The following is a 23,461-nucleotide window of genomic DNA, read 5'->3' on the forward strand; positions in this document are numbered from 1 at the left end:
GATAAATGATAACGAATCTCAGTTTCGTTAGTATACAACTAATGACTCAGGGCTCAATATGATCAGACGCAAAAAGAAAGAAACCTTACATCCAAAAATGTAAGGTTTCGTTTCAGAGTTTACTCGAGTTACGTGTAACTGACTATTTTACGCTAACAAATTCGGGATACGCATCAATACCACAGTCGTGAAGATCCATCCCTGACATCTCCTCTTCTTCGGTGACACGAATGCCCATGGTATTTTTCAGCACCAGCCACACGAGGAAACTTGCCGCAAATACCCAAGCAAAAATCACTGCCGCCCCCAGAAGCTGCGCTCCAAAGGTCGCCCCTGTGTTGCTTAATGGCACAACCATCAGGCCAAAGAAGCCACATACACCGTGCACGGAGATAGCACCGACAGGATCATCCACTTTAACCTTATCCAGACCGACAATACTGAATACGACAATCACACCCGATACCGCACCGATGATCAGCGCTGCCACGGGTGAAGGCGATAACGGATCCGCCGTGATGGCCACTAAGCCGGCTAAGGCACCGTTGAGCACCATGGTCAGGTCGGCTTTCCCCCATAGGGTTTTACACACCAGTAATGCTGCTATCGCACCAGCCGCTGCCGCTGCATTGGTATTCAAGAAGATTTGTCCGACAGCCGTGGCATTTTCAAAATCTGACACCATCAGTTGTGAGCCGCCGTTAAAACCGAACCAGCCGAACCACAAGATGAAGGTACCCAGTGTTGCCAGAGGCAGGTTTGAGCCAGGAATGGGGTTAATTTTACCATTTTTGCCGTATTTACCTTTACGCGCTCCCAAAAGCAGCACACCTGCGAGGGCTGCCGCCGCGCCCGCCATGTGAACAATCCCAGAGCCGGCGAAGTCACTGAAACCAGCCTCTGAGAGGAAGCCTCCGCCCCATGTCCAGTAACCTTCAACCGGATAAATCACCGCAGTCAAGATGACAGAGAACACGAGGAACGCCCACAGTTTCATGCGCTCGGCAACCGCCCCTGACACCACAGACATCGCGGTGGCAACAAACACCACTTGGAAGAAGAAGTCAGATTCGAGCGAATGATCCGCATCGGCGCCTTGGGTGCCAATCAAGGCCCCAAAAGAAGGGACAAAACCGCCGCCACTGTTGTCCACGTACATAATGTTGTAGCCCACCAACAGGTACATGGTACAAGCGATAGCATAGAGGCAGATATTTTTGGTCAGTATCTCAGTGGTGTTTTTCGAGCGCACCAAGCCTGCCTCTAACATGGCAAAGCCAGCCGCCATCCACATCACTAACGCACCAGATAAAAGAAAGAAAAAGGTGTCGAGCGCGTAGCGCAATTCAGTCACCGTGTTTACCAGTTCCATTGTCTTTACTCCCTGTTTTTAAATTGCTTCCAGATCCATCTCACCAGTACGGATCCGCACCGCTTGCTGAAGATCAAAGACGAAGATTTTACCGTCGCCGATCTTGCCCGTTTGTGCGGCCTTAGAGATCGCCTCCACAACACTGTCGACATGTTCGCTCTGCACAGCGATTTCTAATTTTACTTTGGGTAAAAAATCGACCTGATACTCAGCACCACGATATAACTCTGTGTGCCCTTTTTGGCGGCCGAAACCTTTCACCTCTGAGACAGTCATGCCGTCAATGCCAGCATCCGCCAACGCTTCACGTACGTCATCAAGCTTGAACGGCTTGATAATGGCGCTAATCAGTTTCATATCCTTCTCCTGAGTCCTTGTGTTTGCATCATCGTCTAACTATCAAGAGCCGTGCCAATATTTAATTTAATTAAAATCAACAGCTTAAATAAATGCGGGATAGAAAGGCGTYCATTTGCACCATATAAGTGCGAATTATTCACCAACACAGCGCATGCCAGGGAGAGCAGCATGCGATTGCACCAAGGGGGAACATCGAAACGAGAATCAGGAGAAAAAGCGAGGGGGAGGTTCAGCCATTCGAAGCACGCACACGGTGATACGTGCTCAGCCATGAAGAGTTGACTCAGAGAACCCGCTTAACGTCGACCGTAACGGGCAATGAAGTCTTGGTAGGCGTCCAGCATCACCACAAAGTCTTGGTAACCACACGCCGCGTAACTTTCTTCATCGTAAAAGGTCAGCGCTTGCTCATTGAGCGTGGTTTGCGCCTCATCCGAGGCAGGTTGCAGCATGGCATTCGCCACCACCACGACCTCATCACGATTGGCGGTAAGCGTGAACGTATGCCCGCGCCACTGCTGCTCTGACTCAAGTTGCTGCAGGGTATGTAGACAGGATGTTACTTGAGTCAGCTCAGTGCCGAGTTCATCCAATAGCCAACGTCCTATGGCTTCATGTCCCATCGAAAAAACAATCCGGTAGCTGTCATCAAAACTGTTGCGAGAAAATTCGTAATCCACACTGACCTCCAAAATTGGCCGGCTATTGTCCTGCTTTTTGTCAGAATTGCCAAGCCAGTGCTGTCATCAAAATGTCACTTCAACCATACTTAAATGGAATAACAGTAAGCAGTAAAGGATAGGCTTATGCATATCGTGATCGCGCCTGATTCATTTAAAGAGAGCCTGAATGCTCGCCATGTTGCACAGGCGATCGAGGCAGGCATGGCGCCTATTTTGCCTCACGCTCGCTTTTCACAACTGCCAATGGCGGATGGGGGCGAAGGTTATGCGCAAAGTTTTCTCGACCAAATCGGCGGTGAGCGTTATCACTGTGAGGTGACTGGACCCGACTTTCGCCCGGTGACCGCCGAATTTGTTATCAATCGCGAACATCGTCTGGCCGTTATCGATGTTGCCAGTGCTTCAGGCCTTCCCTTAGTCCCACAAGACGCACGCAACCCTCGTCATACCACCAGCTTAGGCACTGGCGAGCTTATTCGCGCCGCACTTGACCATGATATTGACGAAATCATTATCGGGTTGGGCGGCAGTGCGACCAATGATGCCGGTGCGGGGATCTTGACCGCCCTCGGTGCCAAGCTCCTTGATGGCGCAGGCCACCCCATCACGCCCACCGGGGAAGGACTCGGCGCCTTGATGACAATTGATCTTGATACGCTTGATTCACGGCTTAAGGCCGTGACACTGACCGCCGCCTGCGATGTGGATAATCCATTATGTGGACCGCACGGCGCCACCACTATCTTTGGGCCACAAAAAGGCGGGCAAGAAGAGGATATCCGTGTCTTAGAGCAATACCTGCACCGCTTTGCGAGTATCTGTCACTTGCAACTGGGACAGTCGGTTTGCCACTTTTCTGGCGCCGGCGCAGCAGGAGGTATAGGTGCTGCCTTGGGAGGGCTACTCGGGGCAAGACTCGAACCCGGGGTCGACTTATTACTCTCACGCACCCAGGCTCGTTCATTATTGGCCAATGCCGATTGGGTGATCACTGGCGAGGGGCGTGTCGATGGACAAACGCAGCACGGCAAAGTGCCGGCTGCTATCGCCAGCATTGCACAAGCTTATCAGATCCCAGTCGTGGTGCTCGCAGGCAGTGTGGGCGACGATTGCGAAGCGCTTTACCAACAAGGTGTCACGGCGATATTTCCCATTCAAGCCGGCCCCTGTGAATTGAGCGACGCGCTAATGAACAGTAAAAAAAACCTCATTCGCACCAGTGAAAACATCGCACGCATGATCCGACTCTCCTCCCATCGACCCACAACCGCTTAACACGCATAAAAAAAGCGCCCCACGTCTGGGGCGCTTTCAGAACGAAATGAGTCAGCAGCCGTTATACCGCTGCTTTAATAATCACATCATCCGCTTTTTTGGTGTAGGCATCCATTTGATGGAAGTTGAGGTAGCGATAGGTATCGCTGGCGGTCGCATTGATTTGCTCCGCGTACTCAAGGTACTCCTCTTTGGTCGGAATACGGCCAAGGATCGCGCCGACAGCAGACAACTCCGCTGACGCGAGATAAACATTCGCGCCTGTACCCAGTCGATTGGGGAAGTTTCGCGTCGAGGTCGACAGCACAGTCGATTTTTCTGCCACACGCGCTTGGTTACCCATACACAACGAGCATCCTGGCGTTTCGATGCGCACCCCTGCTCGGCCATAAATACCGTAGTAGCCTTCGGCGGTGAGCTGATCTCGGTCCATCTTCGTCGGTGGTGCCACCCACATACGGGTAGATAAACTCCCTCCGAACTTGTCCAGCAGTTTACCCGCCGCGCGGAAGTGACCAATGTTCGTCATACAGCTGCCGATAAAGACTTCATCAACACTGTCACCTGCCACATCTGACAAGCTACGTGCATCATCTGGGTCATTCGGCGCGCACAAAATCGGCTCTTTGATGTCAGCCAAGTCGATCTCGAGCACATGCGCATATTCGGCATCTTTATCTGCTTCCATCAAACTTGGGTTTTCCAACCATTGCTGCATAGCTTGAATGCGGCGCTCGATGGTACGGCGATCGCCATAGCCCTCAGAGATCATCCACTTAAGCATCACAATGTTCGACTCGAGGTATTCAGCCACTGAATCTTGCGACAGCTTGACCGTACAGCCAGCCGCAGAGCGCTCCGCTGACGCATCTGACAGCTCAAACGCTTGCTCTACCGTCAGGTGCTCAACCCCTTCGATTTCCAAAATACGGCCAGAGAACTCGTTAATCTTGCCCGATTTTTCCACCGTCAGCAGCCCTTTTTGAATGCCAAAATAAGGGATAGCATGAACCAGGTCGCGTAGCGTTACCCCAGGTTGCATTTCACCTTTAAAGCGCACTAAGACAGATTCTGGCATATCCAGTGGCATCACGCCGGTCGCGGCCGCAAAGGCCACGAGACCTGAGCCAGCAGGGAACGAAATGCCCAGCGGGAAACGGGTGTGTGAATCCCCCCCCGTCCCTACGGTATCGGGCAGCAGCATTCGGTTGAGCCATGAGTGGATCACACCGTCACCGGGACGCAGCGCCACGCCACCACGGTTCATAATAAAGTCGGGCAACGTATGGTGTGTTTCCACATCAACCGGCTTTGGATAAGCAGAGGTATGGCAGAACGACTGCATGGTCAAATCAGCGGTAAAACCAAGGCAGGCCAAATCTTTCAGCTCGTCGCGCGTCATGGGCCCGGTGGTATCTTGTGAGCCCACGGTGGTCATTTTTGGCTCACAATAGGTGTTCGGGCGCACGCCCTCAACGCCACACGCTTTACCCACCATTTTTTGTGCCAAGGTAAAGCCTTTGGTGGAATCAGCCACCGGACGTGGGCGACGGAACACCTCAGACGGCTCAAGCCCTAAGCATTCGCGGGCTTTGTCAGTCAGGCCTCGGCCAATGATCAATGGAATACGTCCGCCAGCACGCACTTCATCGTACAAGATGTCTGTTTTTAGTTGGAAGGTAGATAGGACATCATCGGTGCCGTGCTTGCACACTTTGCCGTCGGCCGGATACAGGTCAATCACATCGCCCATGTTGAGCTTGCTCACATCAAGTTCAATCGGCAGCGCGCCCGCATCTTCCATGGTATTAAAGAAAATAGGCGCGATTTTGCCACCTAAACAAAAACCACCTGAGCGCTTGTTAGGGACGTTAGGAATATCGTGCCCCATAAACCACAACACCGAGTTGGTTGCCGACTTACGAGACGAGCCAGTACCGACCACATCACCGACATAAACCAGTGGATGACCTTTTTCTTCCAGCTTTTTCATTTGCTCGATCGGGCCAATCTCTCCCGGTTTGTCCGGGTGAATACCTTCACGCTCGTTTTTCAGCATGGCCAGCGCGTGCAGGGGAATATCAGGACGCGACCAAGCATCTGGCGCGGGCGACAAGTCATCGGTGTTGGTTTCACCCGAGACTTTGAACACCGTCAGTGTCACTTTTTCAGGAATTTGTGGTTTTTCCAGGTACCACTCAGCGTTCGCCCACGACTCCATCACCTGCTTGGCGTAGGCATTGCCTGCTTTCATTTTGTCTTCAACGTCGTAAAACGCATCGAACATCAATAAGGTATGAGACAGCACTTTCGCCGCAATCGGCGCRAGCTTGTCATCATCRAGTAAGGTGATCAGCGGCTCGATGTTATAGCCACCTTGCATGGTGCCAAGTAATTCAGTGGCACGCTCGGGGCTAATCAACGGAGACTGCGCTTCACCTTTTGCCAGTGCGGCCAGAAAGCCTGCTTTCACGTAAGCGGCTTCATCCACACCGGGTGGGATTCGGTTTTCCAGTAAATAAACGAGGGTTTCTTCTTCGCCAGCGGGCGGGTTTTTCAGCAGTTCTATCAAACTGGCGGTTTGCTCAGCGTTAAGCGGTTTAGGCACAATACCCTGAGCGGCACGTTCTTCGACGTGTTTACGGTAGGCTTCAAGCACGACTATTTCCTCTTTTCTCGGTCAGACCGTATGATCCAACATCCTTGGAAAGTGTTAGTACTCGTATCACGCTTATCCGGCGAAGTTTATTAAAATTTTCCAGCAAGACGAGGGTTCGAGCACGTAACCGCTGCGTGAGGATAGCATTTTTAACCTAAAATTAAAATCTACTCGTTTTGTGAAACATAATACTTAGGTCGTAGTGACGCGGTACACTATCCTCCACCTCTGAGTACAGCTTACTCAGAGCCTATCGCGGTTGTGACTGATTCTACACCGCTTTTCGCCATAGCGCAGTGATCCCGCTACCATTGCTCGATGCACCAATGTCCCGCAAACGACAGCGCACTTTTACCGCTTTATGTTGAAATCGCGAGGAGAGTGTCATTTTTATCAATAACCCTGAGCAAAGGCTTCAATTTTATTGTTTCATGGTCGATACATAACCAATCATTCACTCATATCTGCTAACTTAGATGTTAGTGCCATAAACATCATCACATTTTTGTCACGCTAACCTATCGTCTGTTAATAGACCAAATAGAGAGAAGGGCATGAAGCTAAAGCAACTCACGATTAAACAAAAACTCGTGCTGGCATTTGTCTCAGCGGTGATCGCCTCCACCGCCATCATCAGTTATATGAGCTTGAGCCAAGCACGCGACATCATGGAAAAGCGCCTGTTAGAAAATGAGCTTCCCACCACCCTCACCCAGTTTAGAGATACCATTGATAGTGAGGTCAACCAACTACAATCCGCCGCACGTCAGCTGGCTTCTAACCCGGTGATGCTAGATATCATCAACCAAGATATTACGCCCGCAGAAGAAACCCGCGTGATCAAACAGCTCAACGTATTACGTGAGCAATACGATTTGAATGATGCCTCCATTGCCAACCGCAACACCGGGCAGTATTGGAATCAGAACGGATTTTTACGGGTGTTAACGCGTGAAAAAGACAGTTGGTTTTACAACTTCCTCGACAGTGGCAATGCCACCATGGCCCAGGTTTTCCAAGAAGAAAACGGCGAACTCAAGCTATTTGTTAACTTCCAACAGCTCAACGGCAAAGGGTTAGCCGGTTTCTCACGCTCGTTGGAGGACATGACCCGCTTTTTGAATCAATTTAAAATTGAGCAGTCAGGGTTTGTGTTCTTAGTCAATGCTGAGGGCTTGGTCCAATTACACCGCGACACCAATCTGATGGGTGAGCAAACCCTAAGTGATATTTATGGTGGCCAAGCACGCAGCTTGCTACAAAAAGGCGATTTTAACCTTCTCGACACCCGTATTAATGGTGAAGAAGTACTGCTCGCATCCAGTTATGTGCCCTCCATGGATTGGTTTGTTATTGCAGATGTCCCTGCCGAAGAAGTCTATGCCCCCCTCAATGAAACGCGTAATCAGATCCTGATGGTGTCGGTTGTCGTCGGTCTTATTTTTATCGTCGTCGCCGTCTGGTTAGCTGCAACCATTACCAAACCCATCCAATATGTCGCCAATGTGTTCCGTGAAATCGGTGAAGGGGAAGGGGATCTGCGCCAACGTGTAGACATCAATAGCCAAGATGAAATTGGCCAACTCGCCTCTGGTTTCAACAGTTTTGTGGAGAAAATCCATCGTCTAGTCTCAGACGTTGCCCGTACCGGTGGCGAATTACGTAGTGCGGCCGAGCAAGTCTCTTCACAAGCCAGTGCTACCCAATCGCAAAGCGAGTATCAGCGGGATCGCACCGTTCAAGTGGTTACCGCCATCAATGAAATGGGGGCGACCGTTAATGAGATTGCAGGCAATGCCGCCAGTGCTGCCAGTGCCGCCAACCAAGCCTCTGATGATGCGGCAAGTGGCCAAGGCGTGGTGACCCAGGCACGGGATACAATCGCTCGCCTTGCTGATGACATGGAGAATATGTCGAAAGTGATCAGCGCCTTGGCTGAAAACACCGATTCGATCGGCGGCATTTTGGATGTGATTCGCGGGATCTCCGAGCAAACCAACTTACTGGCGCTGAATGCGGCAATTGAAGCGGCGCGAGCCGGCGAGCAAGGACGTGGTTTTGCGGTTGTCGCCGATGAAGTACGCAGCTTGGCCAGTCGCACCTCTGATTCCACCGATGAAATCCAGACCATGATTGACCGCCTGCAGCAAGAAGCTCGCAACGCCGTAGATGCCATGGAGCAAAGTCGCACCATGACTGCTGAAGGGGTCAATGCCTCCGATGAGGCGTCACAATCGCTCAATGCAATCAACGAGCAGATTGTACAAATCTCGGACATGAATACCCAGGTGGCCACCGCGACTGAAGAGCAGTCCACCGTGGTCAACGATATTAACCAAAATATCGAAGAGATTAACCACAGCTCACAGCAAACCGCTGATACCGCCAACACCATGGCAGAAGCCAGTGAGTCACTACGTGATCTTTCTAAGCGTCTTGATACCTTGGTTGGGAGCTTTAAGCTCTAAACCATTGCGATGCTACCAACTGACGCACGAAGCGGGCCTTGGCCCGCTTTTTTATTGTGCTGAACGAGGCCGCGCACTAGCAACGTCTTTTCCATCTTTCCATAGCTGACGCCATAAAGGTTTGACGCCCTCCTCAATCCCTAAAATAACGCACAAAAAGCCAACTCCACCCACTAATAATAACGGTGCCAATGTCAAACTCAGCAAACCTGAGTAAAGAAACAAAAATGGCACAAAGCATATATATCCAAACACGGTTTTTGTCATTTCCAATAATGTGTTCATTATGTCTCCTTACCTAAGACCAAAACTGAGCGCGCTCACTAACAATAAAATGAGCGCGCTCAATTTACAATATTTTTAGGCTAAAAAAAGGACAAACAGTATTAAGATCGAGGAAAGGATCATGGCGAGCACCACACCAAGTCAGTATCATGAAACAAAAAAGGAGTGAATGTGGATACACCCAAAAAACAGGCGACACGCCAGAAGATCCTCGACAGTGCATGGGCATTATTTGTGGAGCAAGGGTTTGCGGATACCACTACACGTCAAATTGCACATAAGGCGGAGGTCGCGACAGGAACTGTCTTCTCACACTTTCCGTTGAAAATTGACTTGCTAAAAGTTGGGCTGATGACACGTATTGATACCGTGCTCGAAAACGCTGCCAAATTGGATCACTCAGACACGCCAACGCAACGACTTCTCCATTATGCCGATCACCTCTATGCGTTTTATCTCACGCATCCAGACTTCAGCCGAGAGCTCTTTCGTGCACTCTTGTGGCAGCAAAAAGCCTTAGCGCATCACATCGCGCCTTTTCAAGCTCACCTTTCTATTGAGCAAAGTCCAAATCATCAGGCGAAAACTGCGTTAATGATGGATACCTATTTCATGACCTTGTTTCAAGGCTTAAGTGAGCCTATCTCCACCAAAGAGGCCATGCTTAGCCGCCTAGCTGATAAGCTTGCGACCATCGCGTAACCATATCGCAGGTGTTGTAAATGACAGAGATAAAAAAGCCCCGCATGGCGGGGCTGAGTCAGAAAAACATAAACGTGTGGTTTATTTCTTTTTCTTCGCTTTCGGGTTAGGCATATCAGTGATTGAGCCTTCAAACACTTCTGCAGCCAAACCAACCGATTCGTGCAAGGTGGGGTGAGCGTGTACTGTCAAGGCGACATCTTCGGCATCACAACCCATTTCGATGGCAAGACCGATTTCACCCAGCAGCTCACCGCCGTTGGTACCCACGACGGCACCACCAATCACACGGTGGGTGTCTTTGTCGAAGATCATTTTGGTCATACCGTCTGAACAGTCAGACGCAATCGCACGACCTGAAGCCGCCCATGGGAAGGTCGCCACTTCGTAGTTAATGCCTTCTTCTTTACACTCTTTCTCAGTTTTGCCGACCCAAGCCACTTCTGGCTCAGTGTACGCAATCGATGGGATCACTTTTGGATCGAAGTAATGCTTCTTACCTGAGATAACCTCTGCCGCCACATGGCCTTCGTGTACACCTTTGTGCGCCAGCATAGGCTGACCCACGATGTCACCAATCGCATAGATGTGCGGCACGTTGGTGCGCATTTGCTTATCAACATTGATAAAGCCACGATCGTCGACTTCAACACCCGCTTGGCCCGCATCAAGCAGTTTGCCATTCGGGCTACGGCCGATAGCAACCAAGACAGCGTCATAGCGTACAGGCTCTGCTGGGGCTTTCTTGCCTTCCATGGTGACGTAGATGCCGTCTTCTTTAGCTTCTACCGCGGTCACCTTGGTTTCCAGCATGAGGTTCATCTTCTTGCTGATGCGCTTGGTAAAGACTTTGATCACGTCTTTATCTGCCGCAGGGATCACCTGATCGCACATTTCGACCACATCAACCTGTGAGCCGAGTGCGTGGTAAACGGTTCCCATCTCTAGACCAATGATACCGCCACCCATTAACAGCATTTTTTCAGGCACTTCTTTGAGCTCAAGCGCGTCGGTGGAGTCCCAAATGCGTGGGTCATCATGCGGGATAAATGGCAGCTCGATTGGACGAGAGCCAGCCGCGATGATGGCATTATCAAAGTTGATGGTAGTGCTTTCTTCCCCTTCAACTAACAGGGTGTTGGCGCCAGTGAAACGGCCTGTGCCATTAACGACTGTCACTTTACGCTGCTTGGCCATACCGCCTAAGCCACCCGTCAGTTGACCAATGACCTTATCTTTCCAAGAACGGATCTTGTCGATATCGGTTTGTGGTTCGCCGAATACCACGCCGTGCTCGGCCATGGCTTTGGCTTCTTCAATCACTTTGGCAACGTGAAGTAGGGCTTTAGATGGAATACAGCCGACGTTTAGACACACACCGCCAAGGTTGTTGTAACGTTCAACCAATACGGTTTCCAAACCTAGGTCGGCACAGCGGAAAGCGGCGGAGTATCCAGCAGGACCAGCGCCAAGGACGACGACTTGCGCTTTGATTTCTTTACTCATTCTGACCTCGTTATAGTCTTATTCCCTGACAGGCTAAGAGCGGTAATTTTTTATTGTTGTGGGTATCTGGGAGCCACAGTTTACAGCCATGTTAATGGGCTGAAAAATAAAAACCCATAGCCTGTGAGCTGCACAACAATTCCCGACCGACCTTTAACCGGCCAGTCGGGTTGTTGGTATTGCGATTAGAGTACCAAACGGCGAATATCAGACAGTAAGCCGTTGAGGTAGCTAATAAAGCGCGCGCCCTCGGCACCGTCAATCACACGGTGGTCGTAAGACAGCGATAGCGGCAGCATTAGGCGAGGTTCAAAGTCCTTACCGTTCCATACTGGCTTCATTTCTGACTTAGACACGCCCAAGATAGACACTTCTGGTGCATTAACGATTGGCGTAAACGCCGTACCGCCGAGGCCCCCTAGGCTAGAGATGGTAAAGCAACCACCTTGCATGTCAGAGGCCGTTAGCTTACCGCCACGGGCTTTCTTCGATACCACCATCAGCTCTTCAGATAGCTCGTGGATGCCTTTCTTATTCACGTCTTTAAAGACAGGCACGACCAGACCGTTTGGTGTGTCAACCGCGATACCGATGTTGACATACTTCTTCATGATCAGGCTTTCACCGTCTTCAGACAGTGACGCGTTGAATGAAGGGAAAGCTTCCAGCGCTTTAGCAGCCGCTTTCATGATGAACACCAATGGGGTGATCTTCATGCCTGACTCTTTCTTCTTCTCGATCGCGTTTTGCTCTTTACGGAACGCTTCAACTTCAGTGATATCGGCGTTATCCCACTGGGTCACGTGCGGGATCATTACCCAGTTACGTGCCAGGTTCGCACCCGAAATCTTCTTGATGCGAGACAGTGGTTTTTCTTCCGTTTCACCGAATTTGCTGAAGTCGACTTTCGGCCAAGGTAGCAGACCCAGTGCACTACCGTCGCCTGAGCCAGATACTGCGCCAGATTCAAGACGCTTAAGCGCCTCTTTCACGTAGCCTTGAACGTCTTCTTTCAGTACACGTCCTTTACGGCCAGTGCCTTTGACTTTTGCCAAGTTAACACCGAATTCACGCGCAAGACGACGCACAACAGGTGACGCATGGGCGTACTCTTTGTTTTCGACAAACTCGTCTTTACCGGCATCAGCTTTAGCCGCTGCAGGTGCTTCCGCTTTTGGCGCTGGCGCAGATTTTTCCTCTGCAGCAGGTGCCGCGGCAGGTGCTGCTGGTGCGCTACCGGCGACTTCGAACACCATGATGTGCGAGCCGGTAGACACTTTATCGCCCGCGGCGATTTTGATTTCTTTAACCGTACCCGCAAACGGTGCCGGCACTTCCATCGACGCTTTGTCGCCTTCAACGGTGATCAGAGACTGTTCTTCTTCAACCGTATCACCTACAGCGACCATGATGTCAGTCACTTCAACTTCATCACCGCCAATGTCAGGAACGTTGACATCTTTTGCTTCTGACGCAGCGGCGGCGGCAGGTGCAGCCTGTGCTGGCGCCTCAGCAGGGGCGCTGCTGCCGACTTCAAACATCATGATAAGAGAGCCGGTTGACACTTTGTCACCCGAAGCAATCTTGATCTCTTTGACAGTCCCTGCAAACGGTGCCGGCACTTCCATTGAGGCTTTATCGCCTTCAACGGTGATCAGTGATTGCTCTTCTTCGACGCTATCGCCTACCGCCACCATGATCTCGGTGACTTCGACTTCATCGCCGCCGATATCAGGCACGTGCACTTCTTTGATTTCTGACGCAGCCGCTGGAGCAGCAGGGGCAGCTGGCGCCGCCTCTTGCGCGGGCGCACTTGGCGCGGCGCCTTCTGCTTCAAAGATCATCATCAAAGAGCCGGTGGTCACTTTGTCACCTTCGGCAATTTTAATTTCCTTGACCACACCCGCTTGTGACGCAGGGACTTCCATGGATGCTTTATCACCTTCAACGGTGATTAACGACTGCTCTTCTTCAACCTTGTCACCCACGCTGACAAGGATCTCAGTCACTTCTACTTCATCCGCACCGATGTCAGGTACATTAATCTCGATTGACATTATTTCAGCCTCTTACGCGAACAGCGGGTTTACTTTGTTGGTATCGATGTCGAATTTTTTGATCGCTTCTGCGACCACTTTTTTGTCAACATCGCCACGCTTAGCCAGCTCATTAAGTGCCGCCACAACCACATAGCCTGCGTTCACTTCGAAGTGACGACGGAGGTTTTCGCGGCTGTCAGAACGACCAAAGCCGTCAGTGCCCAGTACTTTGTAGGATTCAGCTGGGATAAACGCACGAACTTGGTCAGCGTAGTTTTTCATGTAGTCAGTCGCAGCAATCGCAGGCTCAGATCCCATGACAGTTTGAATGTAAGGAACTTGTGCCTCTGCATCTGGGTTCAACATGTTGAAGCGATCTGCATCTTGTCCGTCACGTGCAAGCTCGTTGAACGAGGTCACGCTGTAAACGTCAGACGCCACACCGAACTCATCGCTAAGCAGTTTCGCCGCTTTACGCACTTCCGTCATGATGGTGCCAGAGCCCATTAGCTGGACTTTCGCTTTGTCGCCCGTGTAGGTTTCTAGCTTGTAGATACCTTTACGGATACCTTCTTCCGCGCCCTCAGGCATGGCTGGCTGATGATAGTTTTCGTTCATCAGCGTCAGGTAGTAGTAGATGTTTTCTTGGTCAGGGCCGTACATGCGACGGATACCGTCTTGCATGATCACCGCCACTTCGTACGCGAAGGTTGGGTCGTAAGAAACACAGTTAGGTACCGTGCTTGCCAGGATATGGCTGTGACCGTCTTCGTGCTGTAGACCTTCACCGTTAAGCGTTGTACGACCGGCAGTCGCACCCAATAGGAAACCACGTGCTTGTTGGTCACCCGCCATCCACGCCATGTCGCCAACACGTTGGAAGCCGAACATGGAGTAGTAGATGTAGAATGGGATCATGGGCAGATCATTAGTGCTGTAAGAGGTCGCCGCCGCTACCCACGATGACATCGCGCCTAGCTCGTTGATCCCTTCTTGCAGTACTTGGCCGCCTTGGTCTTCTTTGTAGTAAGAAACCACACCGCGGTCTTCTGGAGTGTAAGTCTGACCGTGTGGGTTGTAGATACCTACTTGACGGAACAAGCCTTCCATACCGAATGTACGCGCTTCGTCGGCAATGATAGGCACAATGTTCTTGCCAATGCTCTTGTCTTTCAGCAAGACATTCAAAGAACGTACAAAGGCCATGGTGGTGGAGATATCACGTTTCTGTTCAGACAGTAACGCCGAGAAATCGTCCAGTTTTGGCAATGTCAGTTCTTGCGTAAATTTCGGCAGACGCTGTGGAGTATAACCGTGAAGTGCCTTACGACGTGCGTGGAGGTATTCGTACTCGGCAGAGCCTTCTTCCAACTTCAGGTACTTCAGGTTTTGTACATCGTCGTCAGACAACAAGTCTTGTAGGCCAAGACGATCACGCATCGCGTGAACATGGGTCATGTCCATTTTCTTGACTTGGTGCGCGATGTTTTTCCCTTCAGCCGCTTCACCCATGCCATAACCTTTTACGGTTTTCGCCAAGATCACGGTTGGACGGTCATTGCACTCTTGTGCTGCTTTGAAGGCAGCAAACAATTTAGATGGCTCGTGGCCACCACGCTTAAGCGCAAAGATCTCTTCGTCAGTCATGTCTGCAACCAGGGCTGCCGTTTCTGGGTACTTGCCGAAGAAGTGTTCGCGTACGTAAGCGCCATCTTTCGATTTGAACGTCTGGTAATCACCGTCGATGGTTTCATTCATCAACTGCAGTAATTTACCTGAGGTGTCTTTGGCCAGCAGTTTGTCCCAGCCAGAGCCCCAAACCACTTTGATCACGTTCCAGCCGGCGCCTTTAAAGAGGCCTTCCAGCTCTTGAACGATTTTACCGTTACCCATCACAGGGCCATCAAGGCGCTGCAGGTTACAGTTAATCAAGAAGCAGAGGTTATCCAGTTTTTCACGCGCCGCAAATGACAGCGCACCGCGTGATTCTGGCTCATCCATCTCACCGTCACCGAGGAACGCATAAACACGCTGCTCAGAGGTGTCTTTCAGGCCACGACCGTTGAGGTATTTGAGGAAACGCGCTTGATAGATAGACGCAATGGGACCCAGACCCATAGACACGGTTGGGAACTGCCAGAACTCAGGCATCAGTTTAGGGTGCGGATATGAAGACACCCCTTTGCCATCGACTTCCTGACGGAAGTTGTCGAGCTGCTCTTCGCTCAAGCGGCCTTCAACAAACGCACGCGCATAGATACCTGGAGAAATATGACCTTGATAGTACACCAGGTCGCCACCGTCTTTCTCGTTAGGCGCACGGAAGAAGTGGTTAAAGCAGGTTTCATAAAATGCCGCCGAAGACTGGAATGATGCCATGTGGCCACCCAGCTCTAAATCTTTCTTGGACGCACGCAACACGATCATGATTGCGTTCCAACGAATGATAGAACGGATACGGCGTTCCAGATTCACATCACCTGGGTAAGCAGGTTCTTGATCAGCAGGAATGGTATTTACATAGTTGGTGGTCACGCCCGTTGGCATGTCAACACCGTCTAAACGTGCTTGCCCTAATACTTGCTCCAGAAGGAACTGGGCACGTTCTACACCTTCTTCACGAACGACTGACTCAAGAGCTTGCAACCACTCTTGTGTTTCAAGTGCGTCCACGTCATGTTTCATGACTTCAGACATGGCGATCTATCCTTTCGTTGATTGACTCGTACAAAACAAACGTTGTCGCAGCTGCAGTGCCCTTCGCGTTTTTATCGGTGCGAATAAGGCTACTCCAACTCGTCCTTGCGTTGTTGAATTCGACGTAGAGACCGTTCGCGACGGCTTTCTTCTCGACCAAGATCCAACAGAGTTTCCTCAATGTAAGCCAAGTGTGCATGCGACGCTTGTCGGGCTTTTTCTGGCTCGCCAGCGGTAATCGCATCCACTATCTCAGCTCGGTGTCGGCTGACGTTTTCCACCGTCTCTTGACGGCGATAAAGTAGCTCAAAATTTTGCAAAATATTCTGTTCCAGTAACGGCGCGAGACTGCGCATGATGTGAAGTAACACCACATTATGCGCCGCTTCCGTTACGGCAACGAGATACTGCATCACAGCCGATGCTTCTGCCTCTAAGTCCCCATTTTGCTGCGCTTGGCGAATGGCGTCATGACAGTCTTCAATGCGAGAGAAATCCTCTTCTGTGCCGCGTAGTGCGGCAAAATAAGAAGAAATCCCCTCTAAAGCATGCCGTGACTCCAATAAGTCAAGCTGGGTTTCTGGATGGTCCGCCAATAACTCTAGCAGTGGCTCAGAGAAGCGTTGCCAAAGACGTTCACTGACAAAGGTGCCGCCACCTTGCTTGCGCGTCAGTAGCTTTTTGACTTCAAGCCGTTGAATCGCTTCGCGCACTGACGGGCGAGACACATCAAATTGCGTCGCTAACTCTCGTTCAGGCGGTAACTTCTGGCCTGGAGACAAGGTCCCTTCCAGAATTAAGCCTTCGAGCTCTTTTTCAATTACATCTGAGAGTTTAGGTTGACGAATTCGCTGATATGCCATTGTATTTATTGACCATCCGCACCCTAAGCTTGGCGCTTAATTGCAGAAACTGACTGATTGTAAATTGGTAAGACCAATTACTTTATTGATCCCTAAAGTTACCAGACAGCGGGTATTCTGTCCACCTGAACTTTGATTGACATCATGGAAACCTGTGTATTTTTAGCCTGACAGCCACGAATACTCCGCCCTTCAAAATTGGTCAGACCATTTAGATCAATCAACGCAATAGGCATTTAAATCAGCGCGTGTAACTTTTTCCAGTCAAACGCCGCGCCAGGATCCGTTTTTCGTCCTGGGGCAATATGTTGGTGTCCTGTGATTCGATCACGGGTAATGGCTGGGTAGTACTGCATCAGCGTCTGCGTGATCGCCGCTAACGATTGGTACTGCTGATCGGTGTATGGATGTGTGTCTGTGCCCTCTAGCTCAATACCGATAGAAAAATCGTTACATTGCTGCCGACCGTCAAAACACGAAGCGCCAGCATGCCATGCACGCGCACTGAATGGTACAAACTGGATCACACTTCCATCTCGTCGGATCAGTAGGTGGGCAGAGACGCGAAGCGATGCGATCTCGGCAAAGTAAGGGTGTTCAGCCGGATCGAGGTGCCCCTGAAAAAACTGCTCAATATACGGACCGTCAAACTGACCGGGCGGCAGGCTGATATTGTGGATCACCAGCAAGGAGATATCGTTACTATCCGGGCGTTGGTTATGATGAGGAGACAGGCAAGCGCGCGCGCCTACCAACCAATGATTGTCAATCTGTGAAAAAGACATACCCGATCCGCTTGAGAAAAATCGCTACTTTATCTGGTCAGTCGGTAGATTGGAATACAAGCAACAACGCGCTGTCGGATGGGTTTTGGCGTAATACATGGCGGCATCGGCTTGATTCATCATCTGCTGTAGCTCGAGTCCATCCGTTGGGAAGCAACTCACGCCGATACTAATGGCCAAAGACAATGAGGTCTCGGCAACCTGTATTGGCGCGTGCATTTCGTCTTGGATACGTGTGATCACTTCATTCAACGCCGATTTGTCCGCTAACAAATCCAGCCAGACAATGAACTCATCACCGCCCAAGCGGCCAACCAAATCAGAGCGGCGCACGGATTGTTTCAAGCGCTGACTGACCACCTTGAGAAGCTCATCTCCCACACCATGTCCATAGGTGTCGTTCACTTGCTTAAAGTTATTCAAATCAATAAATAGTAAGGCAGCGTTCGTTTGGGCGCGATTGGCGCGCATTAACGCCACTTCAACATGCGATTCAAACGCACGCCGATTGAATAAGCCCGTCAACTCGTCGTGTTCGGCAAGGAATTTAAGTTGGTGTTGCTGTTCGCGAAGCTGTTGGGTTTGGCGTGCGACTTCTTCGCTCAACTGTTTTTTGTCCACCATGGTATGGCTCAGCGCACGCTTCATCTCATTGACATGATCAGCCAACTCAGTCAGCTCATCTTTGTCAGTCAAGGTTAATTCAGTGGTTAAGTCACCTTGCTTTATTTGTGTAATCGTCGAATGCAATGCTTTTAGGCGGTGTGTTAACCGTCGCCGCAAGCTGGTCACAAACATGGTCACCAACAAGGCTAACACCACCAGTACGCCACCATGTACGACTAGCAGGGTTTTCTGTTGCTGCCCCGACTGGTGCATGACTTGCTGACGCACCGAAAAAGCGGTTTCACTCATCGCCTGCAGTAACACATTAAAACGTGAAAACAGCATCAAACGCCTGTCATCCACAGAGGGATCATCATCTAATTGCTCGGCGGTAATGCCCAATAAGCGATCAATGCTGTTTGCCGCGAGTCGGATCGACTGCGCGGACTGCGGCGGTAACGCCTCTTCATCACTGCTTAACTGCGCCCGCAATGCGTTGGTTGACTGATGGACATCTTGACGTGTTTGCGTGCTGGGGTATTGGCGATATAACCATAGACGGCCTCGCAGACTATCAATCTGCGAATGCACCGCCACGATGCTGTCTAACCGTGCTTGGATTTGATTTTGCTTATAAAAAAGCTCCACCGTAATTAACAGCGTAACGAAGGTGAGCGCCGTACAAGCATACACAACGATACTGAGCTGCTGACCAATCCTCATTCTAATAAACTCACTTTTTGCGTGGCCTCAACCAAGGGGCCTGGGTTGAGTATGTGGCGGAATGACGGCGTGTTCCCTTCAACTAAACCCGCCTCTTGCGCCCATCGCGCTTGGTTTTTTAACCGCAGTAACAATGAATCATTCAATGAAAGGCGGAATAAGTAATCTTGCCATAGCCAGCTGAGTTTATCGTCTGACATGTCAAGATACGCGGAGACCTGTGCCTTAGCCCGCTCTGGGTGCTGATGAATAAAGCTCACCGCATCGTCTAAGGCACTGACAACCCGTTGCATGTCCTGGTGTTGCTTATTGACGAGCAAGCGATCACTGACTAACAGAAAAGAGAGGCTGTGCAAGCCTTTACTGTCAAGCGACTGTACCGGCTGGTTAGACTGCTTGAGTAGCTGATAGCCATAGGGCTCCCATATGGCTATCGCATCCACTTTCTCGTCGAGGAGCGCGTTGGGCAGTGCTTCGAGGGGATAATCAACTTTTTCCACCTGATCTCTAGGAATGTCGTGCAATTGCAGCAAGGAATCAAAGAAATATTCACTGGCACTCGACGCAACAATGCCAACGCGTGCCTTGTCGAGCGCGTCCACCAGCGAGCCACTAATCTCACGGCGAATAGACCAGAGTTTTACGTCGTTATCTGACTCGACAAAGCTGGTTAGCACATTAAAGTCATCACGCTCAAAACTGTTAAACATCACCACCGTCTCTGAGGTAGTGGCTAAGTCCACCTCCCCTGACATCAAGGATTGAAAGCTTTTTACGCCCCCATGAACCGGCTTTAGCGTCATGTCGATGCCCTGCTTTTTAAACAAACCTTGCTCCTTAGCCACAATAATCGGTGCCGATAAGGGGGTAAGCGAGACGGCGATGGCCAGTGAAGATAATGGCTCGGACACCGGAGGTCTGAGTTGCTGCCAAGCACGAAACCCAATGAACGCGATCGCTATCATGGCCACCAGCGCTAACCCTCGCTTCATGGCATCACCTCTTTGACTGTTCCTGCCTAAAGTGTAGACAAGTTAAAAGACAGAATATGATTAAAAAGATAGACGAATACGGGGAAACGAGAGAGAAAAGCTGCATTTCGTTATCACCAGCGTTATCATTCGACCACTTTTTGATGACCGCGGTAAGCCATGATGACATCGACCCCTTTTCATGCTGTCCATGACAGCGAGCGCCGCCTGGCCTATCTCACCTCTCACCTCAGCGTCGACGTGACCCGCGCGGTGACCGACGCACTGCGAGAAGATCTGGGTGGCGAGATCGACGCCAGTAAAGACATAACCGCCAGCCTCATTCCGGCAGACTCAGTATCCACAGCCACATTGATCACCCGAGAAGATGGCGTTTTCTGTGGCCGTGCCTTTGCGGATGAAGTGTTTCATCAGCTCGGTGGCGAAGTAACCTTGACGTGGCATGTCGAGGACGGCGACGCCATCACCGCCAACCAATCGCTTTGTACCTTACAGGGACCCTCGCGTGTCTTGTTGACCGGTGAACGCAATGCGATGAACTTTATTCAAACCCTCTCTGGGTGTGCGAGTAAGGTGGCAACCTATGTGGCAGCGCTCAACGGCACCCACACCAAATTGCTCGACACGCGTAAGACCATTCCGGGACTGCGCAGTGCCCTCAAATACGCTGTTGCCTGCGGTGGTGGCCATAACCATCGTATTGGTGTGTTTGATGCTTATTTGATCAAAGAGAATCATATTCTCGCCTGTGGCGGGATAGAGAACGCCGTCAAAGCGGCGCGCCGACTTAATCCTGATAAACCGGTAGAAGTAGAAACCGAAACCCTGGATGAGCTGCAACAAGCGATTAACGCAGGCGCCGATATTGTSATGYTGGATAACTTTAGTGTGCCGATGATGCGTGAAGCGGTGGCGTTAAACCAAAATCGCGTTGCGCTGGAAGTCTCGGGCAATGTCACCCTAGAGACGTTGGCAACATACGCCGCCACCGGGGTGGATTATATTTCTGTCGGCGCACTTACCAAGCACGTGACCGCACTCGATTTGTCGATGCGCTTTCAGTGACCACTGACTCACCTTAGTAATGAGGCCGCTCGGATTGAGCGGCCTTTTTTATACCCAGTTTATGACAAAAAATTTGTTGTCAGTCGAATACTACAGTAGAAAAAAACACCATTACATCCGGCTTTTACCCTTCACTCTCAAACTCATATTTGCCCTCTTTTTTGCGTCACACACGAGCGTAAAGTGCTGGCACTGATTGTTGCCCACTCACTTTGCGGCAGACCATGATTGAGAGGAGATAAATAGGATGCAAAAGCAACAAGGGTTTAGCTTGATTGAGTTACTGATCGTCGTCGGCATTATCGCAGCCCTGTCTGCCATCGCCGTTCCCGCTTATGTTAATAAACAAAAAATTGCTGAATTTAATTCAGGGTTAGCATCAGGCCGTGCTCTTCTTACACGGTTAGATCTTTATTTGGATGAAAATAGTGGCTCGACAGCGAGTAAATTTGGAGAAAAATTAGGTGACGCTACGAATCTCGGAGAACTGGCAACAGTCACCGTCTCAGGGGCTGGTAATGACGAAAATGCCACACCGGCTAAGCTTGAAGTCACGTTTGGTGACAAGAGCTCGATTAGCGAAACAGTAATTATTTTTGAGAAAAACGACTTTGCTTGGGTATGTAAATACACAACGAAAGAAACTTTCGAAGATGGTGATATTAAAGGATGTAAAAAAGCATAAGCAGCCAATGATCCCAACCGCTCCGTTGTATCAATCTGGTTTGTTGACTGATGCCCAACGCGATGTGCTGGGCATTGGCGACAATGCGTCGCTCAGTCTCGCGCATTTACTCAATGCAGGCGTTGACCCCACCGCGCTCGCCCACACCCTCGCGAGTCAGCATCACCTTCCGTTCGTGGAGAGCCATCAGTACCCGTTTAAAGACACCTGTTATGCCCTAGATAGGCGCGATTTGATTCAGCGTCATCAAGTGTTGCCGCTTGCCCAGCAAGGCCAAGAGCTACTGCTCGGCGTCAGTGACCCAGATAACACAGAGGCGGTCGCCGACTTTCGCTTTTCTACTGGGCTCAACGTTCGTTTGGTGGTGCTCAGTCAGCCGGATTTGGATGCCGCTCTGCGTCACTTGTACGGCGCAGATATCGATGGCACCGGCGATGGCATGACTATCAGCGATCAGGACTTAGCGACCCTGACCGTCACCGATAGCCCACAAGAGGACAGCGCCGAGCTACAAAGCGATCAGGCACCGATCAGCCGGTATATTCAACAAATCTTGGTGGATGCGGTGCGTAAAAACGCCTCCGACGTGCACTTTGAGCCCTTTGAGCAGCACTACCAAATTCGCTTTCGCCAAGACGGTTTATTACACACCTATGCTCACCCTCCAGCGGGGGTCTCGCGGCGGCTGTCGACCCGACTCAAAATCTTAGCCCAACTTAATATTGCCGAACGGCGTTTGCCACAGGACGGGCGCATTAAGCTAACCCTCACTGCCGATCACACCGTCGATATGCGCGTATCCACCTTACCGACCGTTTGGGGAGAGAAGGTGGTGGTGCGCTTGTTAAATAATGGCCAGCAGCAACTGACGCTGCATGATTTAGGCTTAACCGAGTGGCAACGCCAGCACTATCAAGAGGCACTGGATAGACCGCAAGGGATGATTTTGTTTACCGGCCCAACCGGAAGCGGCAAAACCGTCTCTTTGTATAGCGGGCTAAGGTATCTCAATCAGCCCGAGCGTAATATTGCCACCGTCGAAGATCCGGTTGAGATCCAGCTAGAAGGCGTCAACCAAGTCAACGTCAACCCGACCATTGGTTTAGACTTTGCCACCGCACTCCGTGCCTTTTTACGCCAAGATCCCGATGTGGTGATGGTGGGGGAAATTCGCGATCTCGACACCGCTGAAATCGGGATCAAGGCCGCGCAAACCGGTCATCTGGTGTTATCAACCCTGCATACCAATTCAGCGGCCGAGAGCATCACCCGTTTAGCCCATATGGGCATTGCGTCCTACAATCTTGCTAGCTCTCTGAGCTTGGTAGTGGCCCAGCGTTTAGTACGCCGTTTATGCCCTATTTGCAAACAACCGCATCCGTCTGGTGACCCTCGCCTTCAGTACTTGGCTAACCTCTATCCGTCTCTAACCCCAAGTACTCTGTACCAAGCTAACCCCCACGGCTGTTATCAGTGCTATCAGGGCTATCAAGGCCGCACAGGGGTATACGAGGTGCTTCCCGTGACCGAAGCCATTGCTGGCGCCATTTACCGCAATGCCAGTGCCATTGAACTGACCCAACTGGCTACCGAAGAAGGCATGTGGCGGTTGGCCGACTCTGGCGTTGCCAAACTCAACCAAGGGAGCACCAGTATTCAAGAACTTACCCGCGTTATTCAACTTGCCTAAGGAGTC

18 protein-coding genes are annotated in these 23,461 nt (G+C 50.9%); 6 read left to right on the top strand and 12 right to left on the bottom strand.

The window, feature by feature from the left end; translation table 11 throughout:
* Positions 1–142 precede the first annotated feature (142 nt).
* From BZG73_RS01020 to BZG73_RS01030, 3 genes are all read right to left on the bottom strand, one after another.
* Positions 143–1,372, bottom strand: coding sequence for an ammonium transporter (locus BZG73_RS01020; RefSeq protein ID WP_046073996.1), 1,230 nt, complete (start codon positions 1,370–1,372; stop codon positions 143–145).
* A gap of 18 nt (positions 1,373–1,390) precedes the next feature.
* Positions 1,391–1,729: a P-II family nitrogen regulator gene (gene glnK / locus BZG73_RS01025; RefSeq protein WP_046073995.1), complete on the bottom strand. Its 339-nt coding sequence runs from the start codon at positions 1,727–1,729 to the stop codon at positions 1,391–1,393.
* 299 nt (positions 1,730–2,028) lie between these two features.
* A complete protein-coding gene (locus BZG73_RS01030) occupies positions 2,029–2,412 on the bottom strand; it encodes a YacL family protein (protein ID WP_046073994.1) in 384 nt (127 codons plus the stop codon).
* Between the two features lie 126 nt (positions 2,413–2,538).
* On the opposite strand from BZG73_RS01030, the gene BZG73_RS01035 reads away from it, so the two are divergent.
* Positions 2,539–3,690, top strand: a complete 1,152-nt coding sequence (locus BZG73_RS01035; protein WP_077667352.1) for a glycerate kinase — start codon at positions 2,539–2,541, stop codon at positions 3,688–3,690.
* 61 nt (positions 3,691–3,751) lie between these two features.
* Here BZG73_RS01035 and acnB read toward each other — a convergent pair whose 3' ends face one another.
* Positions 3,752–6,349, bottom strand: coding sequence for a bifunctional aconitate hydratase 2/2-methylisocitrate dehydratase (acnB, locus tag BZG73_RS01040; RefSeq protein WP_046073992.1), 2,598 nt, complete (start codon positions 6,347–6,349; stop codon positions 3,752–3,754).
* Between the two features lie 554 nt (positions 6,350–6,903).
* On the opposite strand from acnB, the gene BZG73_RS01045 reads away from it, so the two are divergent.
* Positions 6,904–8,817, top strand: coding sequence for a methyl-accepting chemotaxis protein (locus BZG73_RS01045; protein WP_046073991.1), 1,914 nt, complete (start codon positions 6,904–6,906; stop codon positions 8,815–8,817).
* Positions 8,818–8,868: 51 nt separating this feature from the next.
* On the opposite strand, the gene BZG73_RS01050 is transcribed toward BZG73_RS01045, so the two are convergent.
* Positions 8,869–9,102: a hypothetical protein gene (locus tag BZG73_RS01050; protein ID WP_046073990.1), complete on the bottom strand. Its 234-nt coding sequence runs from the start codon at positions 9,100–9,102 to the stop codon at positions 8,869–8,871.
* Between the two features lie 171 nt (positions 9,103–9,273).
* Between BZG73_RS01050 and BZG73_RS01055 the strand changes: the two genes are divergently transcribed.
* Entirely contained in the window at positions 9,274–9,804 is a 531-nt protein-coding gene (locus BZG73_RS01055) for a TetR/AcrR family transcriptional regulator (RefSeq protein WP_158075256.1), read from the top strand.
* Between the two features lie 81 nt (positions 9,805–9,885).
* Here BZG73_RS01055 and lpdA read toward each other — a convergent pair whose 3' ends face one another.
* The 7 genes from lpdA to BZG73_RS01090 all read right to left on the bottom strand — a co-directional run bounded on the left by lpdA (position 9,886) and on the right by BZG73_RS01090 (position 20,015).
* On the bottom strand, positions 9,886–11,310 hold the full coding sequence (lpdA, locus tag BZG73_RS01060; protein ID WP_046073988.1) for a dihydrolipoyl dehydrogenase: 1,425 nt from the start codon (positions 11,308–11,310) through the stop codon (positions 9,886–9,888).
* 185 nt (positions 11,311–11,495) lie between these two features.
* The gene (gene aceF, locus BZG73_RS01065; protein WP_077667354.1) at positions 11,496–13,367 is read right to left on the bottom strand and encodes a pyruvate dehydrogenase complex dihydrolipoyllysine-residue acetyltransferase; all 1,872 of its coding nucleotides are present in this window, start codon (positions 13,365–13,367) and stop codon (positions 11,496–11,498) included.
* 12 nt (positions 13,368–13,379) lie between these two features.
* Positions 13,380–16,046: a pyruvate dehydrogenase (acetyl-transferring), homodimeric type gene (aceE, locus tag BZG73_RS01070; protein ID WP_077667355.1), complete on the bottom strand. Its 2,667-nt coding sequence runs from the start codon at positions 16,044–16,046 to the stop codon at positions 13,380–13,382.
* 89 nt (positions 16,047–16,135) lie between these two features.
* The gene (gene pdhR, locus BZG73_RS01075; protein WP_046073985.1) at positions 16,136–16,909 is read right to left on the bottom strand and encodes a pyruvate dehydrogenase complex transcriptional repressor PdhR; all 774 of its coding nucleotides are present in this window, start codon (positions 16,907–16,909) and stop codon (positions 16,136–16,138) included.
* A gap of 236 nt (positions 16,910–17,145) precedes the next feature.
* Positions 17,146–17,694: a 1,6-anhydro-N-acetylmuramyl-L-alanine amidase AmpD gene (ampD, locus tag BZG73_RS01080; protein WP_046073984.1), complete on the bottom strand. Its 549-nt coding sequence runs from the start codon at positions 17,692–17,694 to the stop codon at positions 17,146–17,148.
* A gap of 24 nt (positions 17,695–17,718) precedes the next feature.
* A complete protein-coding gene (locus BZG73_RS01085; protein ID WP_077606093.1) occupies positions 17,719–19,023 on the bottom strand; it encodes a diguanylate cyclase domain-containing protein in 1,305 nt (434 codons plus the stop codon).
* On the bottom strand, positions 19,020–20,015 hold the full coding sequence (locus tag BZG73_RS01090) for an ABC transporter substrate-binding protein (RefSeq protein WP_077667356.1): 996 nt from the start codon (positions 20,013–20,015) through the stop codon (positions 19,020–19,022). The genes BZG73_RS01085 and BZG73_RS01090 overlap by 4 nt, the downstream gene beginning before the upstream one ends.
* Before the next feature lie 159 nt (positions 20,016–20,174).
* Here BZG73_RS01090 and nadC point away from each other — a divergent pair, with 159 nt between their 5' ends.
* The 3 genes from nadC (at position 20,175) to pilB (ending at position 23,455) form a co-directional block, all read left to right on the top strand.
* Entirely contained in the window at positions 20,175–21,080 is a 906-nt protein-coding gene (nadC, locus tag BZG73_RS01095) for a carboxylating nicotinate-nucleotide diphosphorylase (RefSeq protein ID WP_101494446.1), read from the top strand.
* Positions 21,081–21,327: 247 nt separating this feature from the next.
* A complete protein-coding gene (locus BZG73_RS16235) occupies positions 21,328–21,765 on the top strand; it encodes a pilin (RefSeq protein WP_077667357.1) in 438 nt (145 codons plus the stop codon).
* Positions 21,734–23,455, top strand: coding sequence for a type IV-A pilus assembly ATPase PilB (pilB, locus tag BZG73_RS01105; protein ID WP_407690276.1), 1,722 nt, complete (start codon positions 21,734–21,736; stop codon positions 23,453–23,455). The genes BZG73_RS16235 and pilB overlap by 32 nt, the downstream gene beginning before the upstream one ends.
* The last annotated feature ends 6 nt before the right edge of the window (positions 23,456–23,461 follow it).

Origin of the sequence: Salinivibrio siamensis, assembly GCF_001996005.1 — a bacterium.
GTDB lineage: Bacteria > Pseudomonadota > Gammaproteobacteria > Enterobacterales > Vibrionaceae > Salinivibrio > Salinivibrio siamensis.

Coding starts and splice junctions, on each gene's coding strand:
- BZG73_RS01020 (WP_046073996.1), bottom strand. CDS start 1,372: ATGGAACTGGTAAACACGGTGACTGAATTGCGCTACGCGCTCGACACC.
- glnK (WP_046073995.1), bottom strand. CDS start 1,729: ATGAAACTGATTAGCGCCATTATCAAGCCGTTCAAGCTTGATGACGTA.
- BZG73_RS01035 (WP_077667352.1), top strand. CDS start 2,539: ATGCATATCGTGATCGCGCCTGATTCATTTAAAGAGAGCCTGAATGCT.
- BZG73_RS01045 (WP_046073991.1), top strand. CDS start 6,904: ATGAAGCTAAAGCAACTCACGATTAAACAAAAACTCGTGCTGGCATTT.
- BZG73_RS01050 (WP_046073990.1), bottom strand. CDS start 9,102: ATGAACACATTATTGGAAATGACAAAAACCGTGTTTGGATATATATGC.
- lpdA (WP_046073988.1), bottom strand. CDS start 11,310: ATGAGTAAAGAAATCAAAGCGCAAGTCGTCGTCCTTGGCGCTGGTCCT.
- aceF (WP_077667354.1), bottom strand. CDS start 13,367: ATGTCAATCGAGATTAATGTACCTGACATCGGTGCGGATGAAGTAGAA.
- aceE (WP_077667355.1), bottom strand. CDS start 16,046: ATGTCTGAAGTCATGAAACATGACGTGGACGCACTTGAAACACAAGAG.
- pdhR (WP_046073985.1), bottom strand. CDS start 16,909: ATGGCATATCAGCGAATTCGTCAACCTAAACTCTCAGATGTAATTGAA.
- ampD (WP_046073984.1), bottom strand. CDS start 17,694: ATGTCTTTTTCACAGATTGACAATCATTGGTTGGTAGGCGCGCGCGCT.
- BZG73_RS01085 (WP_077606093.1), bottom strand. CDS start 19,023: ATGAGGATTGGTCAGCAGCTCAGTATCGTTGTGTATGCTTGTACGGCG.
- BZG73_RS01090 (WP_077667356.1), bottom strand. CDS start 20,015: ATGAAGCGAGGGTTAGCGCTGGTGGCCATGATAGCGATCGCGTTCATT.
- BZG73_RS16235 (WP_077667357.1), top strand. CDS start 21,328: ATGCAAAAGCAACAAGGGTTTAGCTTGATTGAGTTACTGATCGTCGTC.
- pilB (WP_407690276.1), top strand. CDS start 21,734: ATGGTGATATTAAAGGATGTAAAAAAGCATAAGCAGCCAATGATCCCA.